This is a genomic window from Chryseobacterium sp. sg2396, from assembly GCF_042610505.1.
In the GTDB taxonomy this organism is placed as follows: Bacteria; Bacteroidota; Bacteroidia; order Flavobacteriales; family Weeksellaceae; genus Chryseobacterium.
The window spans coordinates 47,595-61,811 of record NZ_JBHGAQ010000019.1; the positions used below are offsets into that span (position 1 = coordinate 47,595).

Consider the following 14,217-nt stretch of genomic DNA (forward strand, 5'->3'; position numbering starts at 1 on the left):
AAAAGCATCTTACGAAATGAATTTAAAAAAAACAGTAACCTTATTACTAGTGAATATATTTTTATGTATTCAGGTCAGTGCCCAGCAGGCGGCCGGTGCTCAGGATTTCCGGGCCGGTAAAGGTCATTTTGAGCTCAATGGAAAACCTTTCCTGATAAGGGCAGCCGAACTGCATTATCCCAGAATTCCCAAAAAATACTGGGAAGAACGTATACAGCTCTGTAAGGCGATGGGGATGAACACCATATGCATCTATATTTTCTGGAATCTTCATGAGCAGAAAGAAAATCAGTATGATTTTACCGGACAGAATGATGTGGCCGAATTTGTGCGCCTCGTACAGAAAAACGGTATGTTCTGTATAGTGCGTCCCGGTCCGTATGTATGCGCGGAGTGGGACATGGGAGGACTTCCGTGGTGGCTGCTTAAGAAAAAAGACCTTCAGGTAAGAACAGGAAAAGATGCTGTGTATATGTCGGGCCTGAAAAAATACATGAAAAAAGTCGGGGAACAGCTTGCTCCTCTACAGATCCAGCATGGAGGGAACATCATCATGGTGCAGGTGGAAAACGAATACGGAACCTGGGGAGACGATTCGCAATATATGGCGGCCGTTCGGGATGTCGTACGCAGTTCCGGCTTCGACAAAGTCCAGCTGTTCCGCTGCGACTGGTCTTCCAATTTCGACCGCTACCAGCTGCCGGGCGTTGCGGGTACCTTAAATTTTGGAGCGGGATCCAATATCGATGAACAGTTTAAAAAATTCAGACAGGTTAATCCGGACGCTCCTCTGATGTGCAGTGAATACTGGACCGGATGGTTCGACCAGTGGGGAAGACCACATGAAACCCGCGGCGTGGATACCTTTATCGGAAGCCTGAAAGATATGATGGACCGCGGAATATCTTTCAGCCTGTACATGGCACACGGAGGTACTTCTTTTGGCCAGTGGGCAGGAGCCAATGCTCCGCCGTATGCACCTACGGTAACTTCTTATGATTATGATGCCCCGATTGATGAAACCGGAAAACCTACCGATAAGTTTTTTGCCATCCGCAATCTGTTGAAAAATTACCTTAACCCGGGAGAATCCATTCCGGAAATTCCTAAACCGGTGTCGGAAATGGTTGCTTTTCAGGATCTTAACCTGAAAAATTTCGCTTCCGTTTTCGATAATCTTCCCAAGCCTGCGACCGATGAAGATCCGGTAACCATGGAGTTTCTGAATCAGGGCTGGGGAAGCATCCTGTATCGTAAAACCATTCCGGCAACAGGTAAAAAGTCAGTCCTGCATATAGAAGATGCGCATGATTATGCATTGGTATTTCTTGATAAAAAATACATTGGAAAACTGGACAGAAGGCTGAACGAAAAAAACATAGAACTTCCGTCTTTTTCCAAACCCGTACAGCTGGATATCCTGGTAGAAACGACGGGAAGGGTAAACTACGGGCAGGCCATTATCGACCGAAAGGGAATCAACGGAAATGTAATCCTTGAAAACAACGGCAAAAAAGACATACTCAAGAACTGGAAGATGTATGCTTTACCGGTTAACCTGGCTGCTGAAAACGGATTAAAATATAAAAACAGTCAGGCTTCGGGGCCTGGCTGGTATCAGGCTCATATTAATATCAACCGCATCGGCGATACCTTTATGAACCTTACCGGCTGGACAAAAGGGATGGTTTGGGTCAATGGGCATAACCTCGGCCATTACTGGAATATCGGTCCTACGCAGACGCTTTTCCTTCCGGGGACTTTCCTGAAAGAGGGAAGTAATGAGATCGTCGTTTATGATGTAATGGCTAAAGATAACCGCACTATATCCTTTACGGAAAAACCGGTCTATGAAATCATTGCTGATTCGTCACTGCTTCATAACAGAGGAGGGGAACAGCCCGATTTCAGGAATGTACAGCCTGTGGCAACGGGAAGTTTTACCGGTGAGCCTGGCTGGAAAAGTACGTCCGTTAAACCTCAAAATACCCGGTATATTGCCTTGGTCGCTCTCAATGCACAGGACAGCAAAGATACCTCCGCATCACTGGCGGAACTCGAAGTGACAGGCGAAGATGGAAAGGCTGTAGATCCGCAGAAATGGAAAGTGGTCTATGCAGACAGTGAAGAGGTAATCACGGCCAATAATTCGGCAGATAAGCTGTTTGATCATCAGGAATCGGTGATCTGGCAGACTTCGCTTTCAAAGCAGACGCCTTATCCTCATACGGTAATCATAGATCTGGGTGAAGAAGTGAAAATATCGGGAATTAGATTATTGCCACGGATCGATAAGAGTAGAAAAGGCATGATCAGAGATTTTAAATTTTATATCAGCAGGAAGCCGTTTACTTTCTCTAAAAAATAGCTTACCTCACAACAGATTCCGTTCCGGAAATATCCCCAAATTAACGGAACGGAATTTTTCTTAGAGCCTGTTTAAATTTTAATTCAGCAAACTTTCCGTCATTTCTCTTAATTTTCTGAATTAAATAAACTTTGCTTATTCTTCACTTTAATATGATGATTTCAATTGATTTAGTTGAATATCGCCGGGCAACCGACACATTATTTTTTTAAGCTAAAATACCTTAAATTCTTAATGTTAAAATATAAAAGGTAAATTTAAACAGGCTCTTAATATCATGTGAATTTGACTTTAATTTATTTTCAGTGATTTAACAAAGAGAAAAAATAAGAAATTTAAATAGCGTTTTCTTTTAACAAAGTGCAACGAGATCATTTAAGAGACAGTGCTTTCAACAGTAACGTGTATAGAAGAAACTTCCTGCTTCCTTCTCCAGCGTTTTAACCTTGAGCTCACATGAATACAATTTCATACAGATAATCGATCTCTAGTAAAGAATTACAGATGAATTTATTTAAAAAAACAATAGTGTTTCCTGCGGTTTTCCTCTGCATCGGTTCCGGTCTGCCTGCGCAGTCTGCATCCAGACATATGTTACAGCTGGATATGAACAGTACTGGCATTAAAATCCAGCCTACCATGTACGGGGTATTTTTTGAAGATATCAATCAGGCGGCCGACGGTGGCCTGTATGCAGAACTCATTAAGAACCGTTCCTTTGAATTCAACGAACCGTTAATGGGATGGAAGCAACCGAAAACCCAATACCAGTCGGAAAATCCGGATTCGGGATATGCAACCGTTTTCAGCAATCCGGATAAAACCAATCACAATTATGTCCGTATTAGCGTAAACAACGATAAAGTGTATCAGTTGGTGAATGAAGGATTCAGGGGGATTGGGATACGGAAGGACGCCTATTATGATTTCAGCGGTATACTATCCAAAGGAGAAGGAAATATTTCCGCGGTCAAAGCTGAGCTTCTGGATGAAAATAATAAGGTTGTATCATCAGCGGTAATTGAAATAAAAGATTCAGGCTGGCACAAATATTCTGCCGTCATGAAAGCTTCCGAAACCGTAGAAAAAGGAAAACTTAGACTCACCTTTACCGGAAAGGGAACTTTGATGATGGATATGATTTCCCTTTTCCCGCAGGATACCTGGAAAGGCCGAAAAGGCGGACTTCGGAAAGACCTTGTTCAGAAACTATACGATCTGGAGCCCGGCTTCATAAGATTTCCGGGAGGCTGCATTGTGGAAGGAAGAACTTTGGCCAACCGGTACCAGTGGAAAAAAACGATCGGTGATGTGGCAGACCGTGAGCTCATCATTAACCGCTGGAATACCGAATTTGCCCATCGGTCTTCTCCCGACTATTTCCAAACGTTTGGGCTGGGATTTATGGAATATTTCCAGCTGGCGGAAGATCTTGGGGCAGCCCCGCTTCCGATTCTGAGCTGCGGAATGGCATGCCAGTTCAATACCGGAGAATTGGCAGGACTGGAAGAGCTGGAACCGTATGTACAGGATGCTCTGGATCTAATTGAATTTGCCAACGGGGATCCGGCGGCAACAAAGTGGGGAAAACTGCGTGCAGAGCTTGGGCACCCCGAACCTTTTCATCTTAAATTTATCGGGGTAGGTAATGAACAGTGGGGACCGGATTATATTGATCGGTATGCAATTTTTGAGCAGGCTATTCATTCAAAATATCCGGAAATCAGTATCGTATCCGGCAGCGGTCCCTATTCCGACGGAGAATACTTCGAGTACGGATGGAAGGAACTTAAAAAACTGAACCCACAGCTGATTGATGAGCATTACTATAAATCTCCTCAGTGGTTTTTGGAAAATGCGGCAAGATACGACGGGTACAGCCGTTCAGGCCCGAAGGTTTTTGCCGGGGAATATGCTGCCCACAGCGGATCAGGGAATGACGGCAGCAAAAGGAACAACTGGGAAGCTGCGCTTTCCGAAGCTGCCTTTATGACGGGACTGGAACGGAATGCCGACGTTGTCTGCATGAGTTCCTATGCACCGCTTTTTGCGCACATCGATAACTGGCAGTGGGCACCGGATCTTATATGGTTCAATAACCTGCAGTCTTACGCAACGCCAAGCTATTATGTCCAGCAGCTTTTTTCGCTTAACAAAGGAACCGATCTGCTCCGCATCCGCGAAAACGGAAAAGCAATGATAGGACAGCAGAAATTATATGCTTCTGCAGTGAAAGACATGCTCAAAAAAGAAGTAATCATCAAAATCGTTAATGTAGACGATCAGGATAAAGAAGCTGAGATTATTGCTGATCATTTGGCAGTTGGGAAAAAAATGTCAAAGACTGTTCTTACGGTTTTGAAACCGGATCAGACAAATACCTTCGGGCAGGAAAATATTGTCCCGAAAGAATACGGAGAACCCATTAAAAAAGGGAAAATTTTCACTACCATTCCTGCAAAATCTCTGGTGATTTTAAAAATGAAATATCGGTAATTCCACATAGGATTTTCAGATTCGCATTGCAGAAAAAATATGCCGGCCCAAAAGTTTGGGCCGGCATATTCTTGTATTACTCTTTAGGAAGTTTATTACAGGAACGCAGCAAAAACAAATACCCCTACAATGACGGCAATATGGGTAGCCAGAATCTCGATGTTATGTCTGTTGGTATTGGTTCTAAAAGTGTTCCAGTCGGATATTTTACGTATTTTAGATTTCATAGAATTGATGTTAAATAATATTTATGGTCAGTACTTTTGTTTGATTAAAAATGGTATCATCAGATACTATGGCTGTAGATCTGCCTGGCATAGACTTTCTGCAGTTCGGGTGAAATCCGGCTGAAGATCATATCGCGATATTCCTTATGGCATGATGCGGTGTAGTTATCCAGCGAATAGATAAAAGAATTTTCGATGGCATTTTTTACCGTTTTATCACCATCACGGTACAGTTCATCCATTTTATGAAGGCATTTGAAAAGGCATTCGGTATTATTTTCCCGGATCATCGTTTTCATCTTATCGGTTAAGAATTCAATGATGTGGTAAGAATTCTTTACATTGGTTTTTTTCAGATCATTGCAGATTTCCGGAATCGCAACGGTAATTTCCTGGGTAGCTTGTAAGTAGTTCATATATTTTGTGGTTTTGGTTAAAAAAATCTTATCAATACACCTGTCGTGGCAATAAAGATGAATACAAAAAGAAGAAGATGGTAAGGCTTCAGCCATTTCGGGGTTTCCGGACCTTTGCTTCTGCGTCTTCTCAGCGTATCAATCCTGTTTAACGTTTTTAAGTCCATTGTTTCTGTTTTAAATGTTCACAAGCATAATGCCAAATTCCGTTCCTGTGTGGGATGTTTTATTTTATGTTTTTGATATTCAATATTTTACTTGTAAATCCTTTGCCGAAACAAGGAGAAAACCGCCTCAAAATGATAAGGATTTTATCAGAATGAAATACACCGGATTCTCTGATATAATTGATATCTTTGCAGTCCAAAAATATTCAGGAAATGTTTTCAAAAATCGTAGTACACAGGGTAGGAAATAAAATCAACGGGGAATCGCTAATCCTTTCGCAGGAGGAATTGCAGCTGGAAGAAGGAATGGCGGAACTGCTGGAGAACTATTTTTTAGGTTCGTTCAAGTCGGAGGAAACCTTTCACTTTTACAGTGATTCTTATCTGGTAAACAATCCGGTGTACAGCTCCGTATCGGAAATTTTTGACGACAAAGCCAAATTCCTCTGGGAGTCCGAAAATATTGCCAAGCATCTTTTTGAAGCGGCTGAGAACTCAAGGGTTCAGGGCGGGGAATTGTTTATCGTTTATTTTGAAGATGAAAGGGAAGGGACTGAAAGAGTCGATAAGATCGGAATCTTTAAAACCGAAAAAAGAGAATCTTTCCTGAAAATTGCTTCCCAGGAAGACAATTTTGAAATCGAAAAAGACCAGGGGATCGGCCTTTCCAAGATCGATAAGGCCGCACTGATCTATAACAATGATAAAGAAACCGGCTATGTGCTTTCCGTGGTGGATAACAATAAGAACGGCGATATGTATTACTGGTTTGAGGATTTCTTAAAGGTAAAGCAGCGGGACGACGAATATTTCCACACCCAGGAAGCTCTGATGGTGTATAAAGATTACATTACCAAGCAGCTGCCGCAGGAATTTGAAGTTTCCAAAGCGGACCAGGCGGATTTCCTGAATAAATCCATTAATTTCTTCAAGGAAAAAGAAGAATTTAAGCTTGATGAGTTTGCCAGCGAAGTATTGGGCGATGAGCATGTGATCGAAAGCTTTAATAATTTTAAAACCGATTACGAGCAGGATATGCAGATCAATATCGCTGAAGAATTTCCCATTAGTGAAGCGGCAGTAAAGAAAACACAGCGGCATTTCAAAAGTATTATTAAGCTTGATAAAAATTTCCACATCTACATCCACGGCGACCGGCAGAAGATCGCACAGGGTGAAGATGAGAACGGAAAATATTATATGCTGTATTTCGAGAAAGAAGTTTAAATTTGGAAAAACTTAATTCTCCATGCAGCAGCATAAAATTATCGATCTCTCCAAGCCGATTCAGTACAACGCGGGAGATCCGTGGTTTATGAAAGTGAAAATCGAGCATAAATCACATAAAAAATCGCACTGGCTGATTCGCTTGGCACTAGGGCTTCCGGCAAAACTGTTCCCGAAGAACTGGACAGGCTGGGCAGACGACAGGATCAAAAGCATGGGATTACATGCTACTACGCATCTTGATGCACCGTGGCACTACGGTCCGGTGGTGGAAGGGAAACCTGCAAAAACCATTGATCAGGTTCCTTTGGAGTGGTGCTATGGGGAAGGTATTGTGATCGACTGTTCGCATAAGGAGGATTTTGTCGCCATTACAGTGGAAGACCTGAAAGCGGATCTGGAGAAAAACGGAATTTCCATCCAACCCGGAAATATCGTACTCATCAAAACAGGCCGCGACCGGCTGATGGGAACAGCGGATTTTCCCAATAAAGGAACCGGAATGAGCCGCGAAGCGACGGAGTGGCTGATCGATCAGGGTGTGAAAGTGATGGGGATCGACCAGTGGGGATGGGATCTGCCGTTGAAATTCATGGCTAAAAGAGCAAAGGAACTCAACAATCCCGAGTATTTCTGGGAAGGCCACAGGGTAGGGATTGAAAAAGAATACCTCCATATAGAACAGCTTACCAACCTCTCCGCTTTACCGCCTCCGGATTTAAAGTATGTGTATTTCCGTTAAAAATCGTTGGCGGATCGGCTGCACCGGCCAGGGTAGTGGCCATTATGGATGATAAATAAGCCAGCATAAAAAAGAAGGCTATTTCTACAATACTGGATTTACATCTATTTGAAAATAAATTACTATAAACCCTTATATATCCTGAATAATATCCTGAAAATGTCATTATAAAGTGATTTTTTTTTCAAACTTGTGGTACTTATTTGTATAGAAAAAAGATCGTACCACGAAAAAAAGAGTTATATTTGATTGGTCAAAGTATTATATGAATTTTGTAGAGTGTCATGAAGAGCCTATCCATATTCCGGGCTACATACAAAGTTTTGGTTATCTGATTGGCATTGATGCGGAGTCTCATTCCATTACTTTTTTCAGCAAGAATATCGAGGATATTTTTTCTGTCGAAAACTTACATCAGCTTTTCGACAGGAAGCTTACGGATTTTCCCGAAAGCTTTGCAAGCATTATAGAATCCGATATTTATAATTCTTTGCCCAAATTTACCCGAAGAGAAAACGAAACCTATTACGATAAAATTGTTATCGGTGGAAAAGATTATCATTTCTCCGTCTACAAAAGCAAAAATATTATTTTTCTTGAGTTTGAAAAGGTTCTCCTGAATCCGAACAAAAGAATTTCCAATAAATACGATAATTTTTATATTATCGATGATTACCAGGAAATCTGGGACCAGCTTTTGAATACGCTTTCAAAAATCGTCAACTACGACAGGATGATGATCTATAAGTTTGCGATGGACGGTTCCGGAAAAGTGATTGCCGAAAAAAGCAACGCAAACCTGGAAAGCTACCTGGGGCTGCATTATCCTGAAAACGATATTCCCAGGCAGGCAAGGGATCTTTATCTTAAAAAGAGAAAAAGAATCTTCAGCAATGTGCATGCGGAAACCGTACCTCTTTTAAGCAAATCCCACGAAACCATCGATCTTACCTATTCTGCTTCACGCGGCATGTCGCCGATCCATGGGCAGTATGTAAAGAATTCCGGAGCTTCTTCGAGTTTCAGCATCTCGATTATCATAGACGATCAGCTGTGGGGTCTTGTCACCTGCCAGAATGTAGAACCGAAACACATCGATCTGGCAGACCGCGTACAGGCAGGGATTTTTACGGCACTGGCTTCCAATGCCTACTCTTCTTTCAAATCGAAGAATGAGCTGAACTACCGTCTGGAACTTAACGGAAAGATGGCAAACCTGAAAACGGAATTTTTAAAGCACAACAATTTATTCAACTCTCTTATTGAGAATAAAGAAGAGATCAAAAGCCTTCCGGAAGCGGACGGGCTGGCAATTATTGCCGACGAAAACATCGTAACTGAAGGTTCCGTACCACAACACGATACGATACTCAGAATCATAAAGTGGGCGCATGCGTACACAGAAGATGATATGTACCTGAGCCGAAGCTTTCTGAAAGATCACGGCGCAGAGCTGGGGCTAACGGAAAATGCTGCCGGGATTGCTATTTATTTTATTGAAAGAAGTAAAAACAACCTCCTGATCTGGTTCCGTAAAGAATTTGACGAGCACATCGATTGGGCGGGAAATCCCGAGAAAACGATTGGAACAATTTCTGAGAACGGCGAAGAGCGGAAGATTGTTTCCCCACGTACTTCCTTCCATATATTTACGGAAAACATCAAAGGAAATTCAAAAAGATGGAGTTCAAGGAATATTACGGCACTACAGGCGGTAAAAGACCTTATTCTTGAAACTTCCCACAAAAATTATAATACGATCAAAAGGCTCAATGACGAGCTGAAAAAGGTAAATGAGGAACTCGACAGTTTTTCATACACCATTTCCCACGACTTGGGAACCCCGCTTACCGTCATGAAACTTAATGCACAGATGCTGCTGAAAAGCCTGAACGAAGAATCGGACAAGAGCAGGAACAAGATCAATTCCATCATCGAGGAAATCGACAATATGGCGGAAATGATGAATGATGTGCTGCAGCTTAGCCGTGCGAAACACAGTGAGATTCAGCTGGAAGTTCTTCAGACTGCAAATACCATCGAAAAAATTTCTGAAAACGCAAAAATTACTTTCGGGAGCCCGAAAAGTGAAGTGGTCATAAAGAGCTGTCCTGATGTGCTTGCCGATAAGACCATGCTTCATCAGGTGTTTTTAAACATCATCAACAATGCCATCAAATATTCTTCCCGTCATGAAAATCCGAGAGTGGAGATCGAAGGGAAGGAAGAAGGCGATACGGTAGTTTACCGGATTACGGATAATGGGATCGGAATTCCTGAGGAAAATAAACATAAAATGTTTAAGATCTTTAACCGGATGGATAATGCCAAAAAATTCAAAGGAAACGGGGTGGGCCTTTCCATCGTACACCGGATTATGCGCAGGCTGGGCGGAAATGTAGACTACGAAAGCAATACAGACAGCACCTGTTTTATTTTAACATTTAAAAAGCCTTAAATCTGGCTTCTTTCAAATCCTGATTATGGTATCTGAATATCTGAAACAACATACGGCAGTCTATCATGACGCTGCCGAAAAACTTTTTAATTCAAAAAAAATATTCGACAGGACATTTACGCTTGAAGATTATAAAAAGATTATCAGCACCAATTACCTGATGCTGCTTCATTCGGAAGATAAGATTTTCCAAAGCCTTTCCGGTGAGCTCGCCGGGAAGCTGCAGCTGGAAGACCGGAAGAAACTTCCTCTCATCGAAAAAGATCTGGCCAGCCTTTCCCTGGAACCTGAAAGCGTTTCCCACGACCTGGAATTTACCGGTGAAAATGAAGCATTGGGTGCTTTATATGTGATCGAAGGTTCTACCTTGGGCGGAAACGTTATTGCCAGACAGCTTTCCAAAACGGAGGGATTCGATGGAATAACCTTTAATTTCTTCGGGTGTTACCGGGAAAATACAGGACCAATGTGGAAGAATTTCAAAGAAGTGCTGGACACGGCAGTTAATGAACAAAACTATGATGAGGTATTGTCCGGGGCGAAGAAACTGTACAACTTCCTGCTGAACGTTAACTAATTTATATCATATACAATTAAATTCCTGAAAGATTGCCCAATTTTTCAGGAATTGTTAAATTTGGGAGTTCTCAACGGAGAGCGGACAAACGATACAAACAAATTAAAATAAATAAAAGTATTATGAAAGTAACTGTAGTAGGTGCAGGCGCTGTAGGAGCAAGCTGTGCGGAATACATCGCAATGAAGAACTTCTGTTCGGAAGTGGTTTTGGTAGACATCAAAGAAGGATTTGCGGAAGGTAAAGCAATGGATCTGATGCAGACGGCATCACTCAACGGATTCGATACGAAAATTACCGGAACAACAGGAGATTACAGCAAAACCGCAGGTTCTCATGTAGCGGTTATTACTTCTGGAATTCCAAGAAAACCGGGAATGACGAGAGAAGAGCTGATCGGGATCAACGCAGGAATCGTAAAAGAAGTTACGGAAAACCTGGTAAAACATTCCCCGGAAGTTATCATCATTGTGGTTTCCAACCCAATGGATACCATGGCTTATCTGGTACATAAAACATCAGGACTTCCTAAGCACAAGATCATCGGAATGGGTGGTGCTCTGGATTCTGCAAGATTCAAATACAGATTGGCGGAAGCTTTGGAAGCTCCGATCTCCGATGTAGACGGAATGGTAATTGCTGCCCACAGTGATACCGGAATGCTGCCCCTATTGAGCAAAGCAACAAGAAACGGCGTTCCTGTAACGGAATTCCTAGATGCTGAGCAGCAGAAGTACGTCATCGAAGAAACAAAAGTAGGAGGGGCAACCCTTACCAAATTATTGGGAACTTCCGCCTGGTATGCACCGGGAGCGGCGGTTTCCGTAATGGTTCAGGCGATCGCTTGTGATCAGAAAAAAATGATCCCTTGTTCTTTAATGCTGGAAGGCGAATACGGACAAAACGATATCTGCTTAGGCGTTCCTGCCATCATCGGGAAAAACGGAGTTGAGAAAATCGTTAATGTTACCCTTACAGCCGATGAGCAACTGAAGTTTGCTGAAGCAGCGAATGCCGTAAGAGAGGTGAACGGGGATTTGAAGTTTTAATTGACTAACAAAACTTAGATATTGAAACCGCGCCCGAAAGGCGCGGTTCTTTTTACAAATTATTCTTTATCGAGCAATACGTAAATTCTATTTAAAATCATCAGTAAAGTAAATAAAAAATGTATTATTAAGAAAATGCAAATAGAATTAAGAAAAAGTAAAAGTATTTTATTAATATTAGGATCTATAAATTCTACATTTAATCCATATAATACTAGTGACACAACAGTTATAATAGCAATTAAGATATTATAAGAAATATTTGCATGAATTTCATTAGCAAATCTTAATTTTAAAGCATCTTCATTTAAACTTCTTGCTCTTATCTCATTTTTTATTTTTCCTAAAGAATTATGTATTATTGCTAGTAAATTAAATAAAAATCCTGCTAAAATTGATAATGCAGTAACTAAGTTTGAAATTTGGGATTTAATTGAAATATTATTTATTCCTAAATAAATAGATACAATTAACGGAATAAATATAAATAAAACTAAGTCTAAAAAGGATGTTCCTTCTCCATTTAAGCTGCTTAAACTTTTATAATGAGCTTTTATAATTTTATTAATATTTATTCTACTAAACATTTTTAGGAACTAATTTTATTATATCATCTATCAATTCTCTGGCATTTTTAACTAAAGATTCTGTTGTTGGAGCTTCATTTTCAAACTTGATATTACTGGTTACGTCAATATCAGGCTGGACTCTATGCTGATTTTTGATATAAAAAGTTTTTTGTTTCCCATTCAAATCAAGTTGAAACTCCAAATCGGTAAAGCTATCGTCTAAACCATCAATTTCTATGGTTTCATTTAGTTCCTTTTTCAATAACCTATCTATATATGTTTTCCAGTTATCAGGTAATGAGGTTCTACTAGTAAAAGAAGTCCTGAAGGTACCTCTAGTTTGCTGATAGTTTTGGTTATTATTTATATAATCTTCTAAATTATTAGGAATTTTATTTTTGACTAATTCGACCTTTTTAAGTTTTCCAAATTGCATCATGTGTTCATAAACAGAAATATGTATAATGTTTTTAAGTTCTAAATTATTTTCCATATAACCTTCTTTTGCTAGAAAGCTGTTTAATGCAGGAGTAAGTTTAGTCTTTATTCCAAAATGTGTTTTACGTTGTAAGATTAAATAGCCAATCGATTTGTTTTTTGGAATATAAAAGTAGAAAAAAACGTCTCTAAAAGAAGCATGATTTTTTCTATCAACATCAATTAGAGTTGTGTTAGTTGCTATATCTTTAACTTTATACTTATCGCCGCTGACTCCACTTGAAAAGTATCCGTAAAATATCCTTTCCGAATCATTAGATGTGGGTATTTCATCTAAGGTTAAGTGAATATTTTCATTTCCGGCTCTATCTTTTAATTGATTTACATTTCTAAATATATAATCAAAAAATTTTTTTAAAAAGTTATAAAAATCATCAACGTTGTTAAATGCGCTTAAATATGCATATTCTTTTTTATGTTTAATTCTTATTGCATATGATGCTAAAAGTATTCTTTCATTCATTATTTAGAATTTCATGATATTAATATTTCAAATATAATTATTTAAAATTAAACGAATTACGGGAAACCATAATCAGATTATGATCTAGTTTCACAAAAAAAGAGCGGTAAAACCGCTCCATTGAAAAAATATCTGAAAGTTTATTAAATGTAAACACAGCCGCAGCCTTCTTCCCAAGGCTCGCATAGACGTTTCGGTTCAAGACATCGGCCGTCGCCGCCATTGATCAAAGATAATTCTTTGCGGACTAATTTTTTTAGGTTTTTCATAAGAATACTGTTTTAATTTGCTGATAACGAATATACAAATTTATTTTTTAATACACTATGATGTGATTTAATTTTTTTTATTTATGAATTTTAGAATTATCGCCTAAAGTCCTGTAACTTTTGTATCAGCCTTTTTGCCTGCTGTCCTGCTTTTGTTTTCACGTCTTCTTCCGTGTATCCCGCATTCACAGAAGTTCCGTGGAAATAAACCGGTTCCACATAATTCATCCCGGCATAATAGGCGGTCTGTTCCAGGTTTTTACAGAACTCATAAATCCTGAAATGATGTTCACCCAGCGTGTGATACTCACTTTCCGGAGCCCCGACGGTGAAGCTGGGAATAAAATCTTTCCCTTTTAATTTATCTCCTTTCGATCCGTAGGCAAACTGGTATTCAAACACCACATCGAACCACTGTTTCAGGATAGCCGGCATATTGTACCAGTACAGCGGATACTGGAACACGATCTGTGGATGTCTGAGCAGCGCTTCCTGCTCGGCTTTTGCATTGATGTTGTAGTCGGGATAAAGCGCAGACAGATTTCTGATTTCGATATCCAGGTCACTGTTTTGCAGCTCTTCCAGGATGGTTCTGTTGGCCAGGGACTTTTCAATATTCGGATGCCCGAGAATAATTAATGCCATGTATTGAATTTTTGTTTAAACTATATAATGTATAGTTGCAAAATTA

At 40.3% G+C, this 14,217-nt stretch carries 13 protein-coding genes; 7 read left to right on the plus strand and 6 right to left on the minus strand.

Annotated elements, in window-relative coordinates; genetic code table 11:
• Positions 1-16 precede the first annotated feature (16 nt).
• Both ACED20_RS17710 and ACED20_RS17715 read left to right on the plus strand, forming a co-directional pair.
• Entirely contained in the window at positions 17-2,368 is a 2,352-nt protein-coding gene (locus ACED20_RS17710) for a beta-galactosidase (protein ID WP_294236722.1), read from the plus strand.
• Positions 2,369-2,872: 504 nt separating this feature from the next.
• On the plus strand, positions 2,873-4,864 hold the full coding sequence (locus ACED20_RS17715) for an alpha-L-arabinofuranosidase C-terminal domain-containing protein (RefSeq protein ID WP_378106088.1): 1,992 nt from the start codon (positions 2,873-2,875) through the stop codon (positions 4,862-4,864).
• A 95-nt stretch (positions 4,865-4,959) separates the two neighbouring features.
• Here ACED20_RS17715 and ACED20_RS17720 read toward each other — a convergent pair whose 3' ends face one another.
• Genes ACED20_RS17720 through ACED20_RS17730 form a run of 3 tightly spaced genes read right to left on the minus strand, consistent with a single transcriptional unit; the run spans position 4,960 to position 5,674 of the window.
• Positions 4,960-5,091 carry a hypothetical protein gene (locus ACED20_RS17720; RefSeq protein ID WP_294201732.1) on the minus strand — a complete coding sequence of 44 codons (132 nt, stop codon included), beginning with the start codon at positions 5,089-5,091 and terminating at the stop codon, positions 4,960-4,962.
• A 59-nt stretch (positions 5,092-5,150) separates the two neighbouring features.
• Positions 5,151-5,507 carry a hypothetical protein gene (locus ACED20_RS17725; protein WP_294230127.1) on the minus strand — a complete coding sequence of 119 codons (357 nt, stop codon included), beginning with the start codon at positions 5,505-5,507 and terminating at the stop codon, positions 5,151-5,153.
• 17 nt (positions 5,508-5,524) lie between these two features.
• Entirely contained in the window at positions 5,525-5,674 is a 150-nt protein-coding gene (locus ACED20_RS17730; protein WP_294201729.1) for a hypothetical protein, read from the minus strand.
• A 213-nt stretch (positions 5,675-5,887) separates the two neighbouring features.
• On the opposite strand from ACED20_RS17730, the gene ACED20_RS17735 reads away from it, so the two are divergent.
• The 5 genes from ACED20_RS17735 to ACED20_RS17755 all read left to right on the plus strand — a co-directional run bounded on the left by ACED20_RS17735 (position 5,888) and on the right by ACED20_RS17755 (position 11,727).
• Positions 5,888-6,901 (plus strand): nucleoid-associated protein, encoded by a 1,014-nt coding sequence (locus tag ACED20_RS17735; RefSeq protein WP_378106091.1) that lies wholly within the window; start codon positions 5,888-5,890, stop codon positions 6,899-6,901.
• A gap of 22 nt (positions 6,902-6,923) precedes the next feature.
• A complete protein-coding gene (locus ACED20_RS17740; RefSeq protein WP_294236716.1) occupies positions 6,924-7,643 on the plus strand; it encodes a cyclase family protein in 720 nt (239 codons plus the stop codon).
• 265 nt (positions 7,644-7,908) lie between these two features.
• Positions 7,909-10,101 carry an ATP-binding protein gene (locus ACED20_RS17745; protein ID WP_294224500.1) on the plus strand — a complete coding sequence of 731 codons (2,193 nt, stop codon included), beginning with the start codon at positions 7,909-7,911 and terminating at the stop codon, positions 10,099-10,101.
• Positions 10,102-10,126: 25 nt separating this feature from the next.
• A complete protein-coding gene (locus ACED20_RS17750) occupies positions 10,127-10,678 on the plus strand; it encodes a biliverdin-producing heme oxygenase (RefSeq protein WP_294308860.1) in 552 nt (183 codons plus the stop codon).
• A gap of 122 nt (positions 10,679-10,800) precedes the next feature.
• Positions 10,801-11,727, plus strand: a complete 927-nt coding sequence (locus ACED20_RS17755; RefSeq protein WP_294201721.1) for a malate dehydrogenase — start codon at positions 10,801-10,803, stop codon at positions 11,725-11,727.
• A 59-nt stretch (positions 11,728-11,786) separates the two neighbouring features.
• Here the strand turns inward: ACED20_RS17755 and ACED20_RS17760 are convergent, their stop codons facing one another.
• The 3 genes from ACED20_RS17760 to ACED20_RS17770 all read right to left on the minus strand — a co-directional run bounded on the left by ACED20_RS17760 (position 11,787) and on the right by ACED20_RS17770 (position 14,171).
• Entirely contained in the window at positions 11,787-12,314 is a 528-nt protein-coding gene (locus ACED20_RS17760; RefSeq protein ID WP_378106094.1) for a hypothetical protein, read from the minus strand.
• Positions 12,307-13,257 (minus strand): hypothetical protein, encoded by a 951-nt coding sequence (locus tag ACED20_RS17765; RefSeq protein ID WP_294236712.1) that lies wholly within the window; start codon positions 13,255-13,257, stop codon positions 12,307-12,309. Before ACED20_RS17765 ends, ACED20_RS17760 begins: the two co-directional genes overlap by 8 nt.
• Positions 13,258-13,622: 365 nt before the next feature.
• The gene (locus ACED20_RS17770; RefSeq protein WP_294201718.1) at positions 13,623-14,171 is read right to left on the minus strand and encodes an NAD(P)H-dependent oxidoreductase; all 549 of its coding nucleotides are present in this window, start codon (positions 14,169-14,171) and stop codon (positions 13,623-13,625) included.
• Between the last annotated feature and the right edge of the window lie 46 nt (positions 14,172-14,217).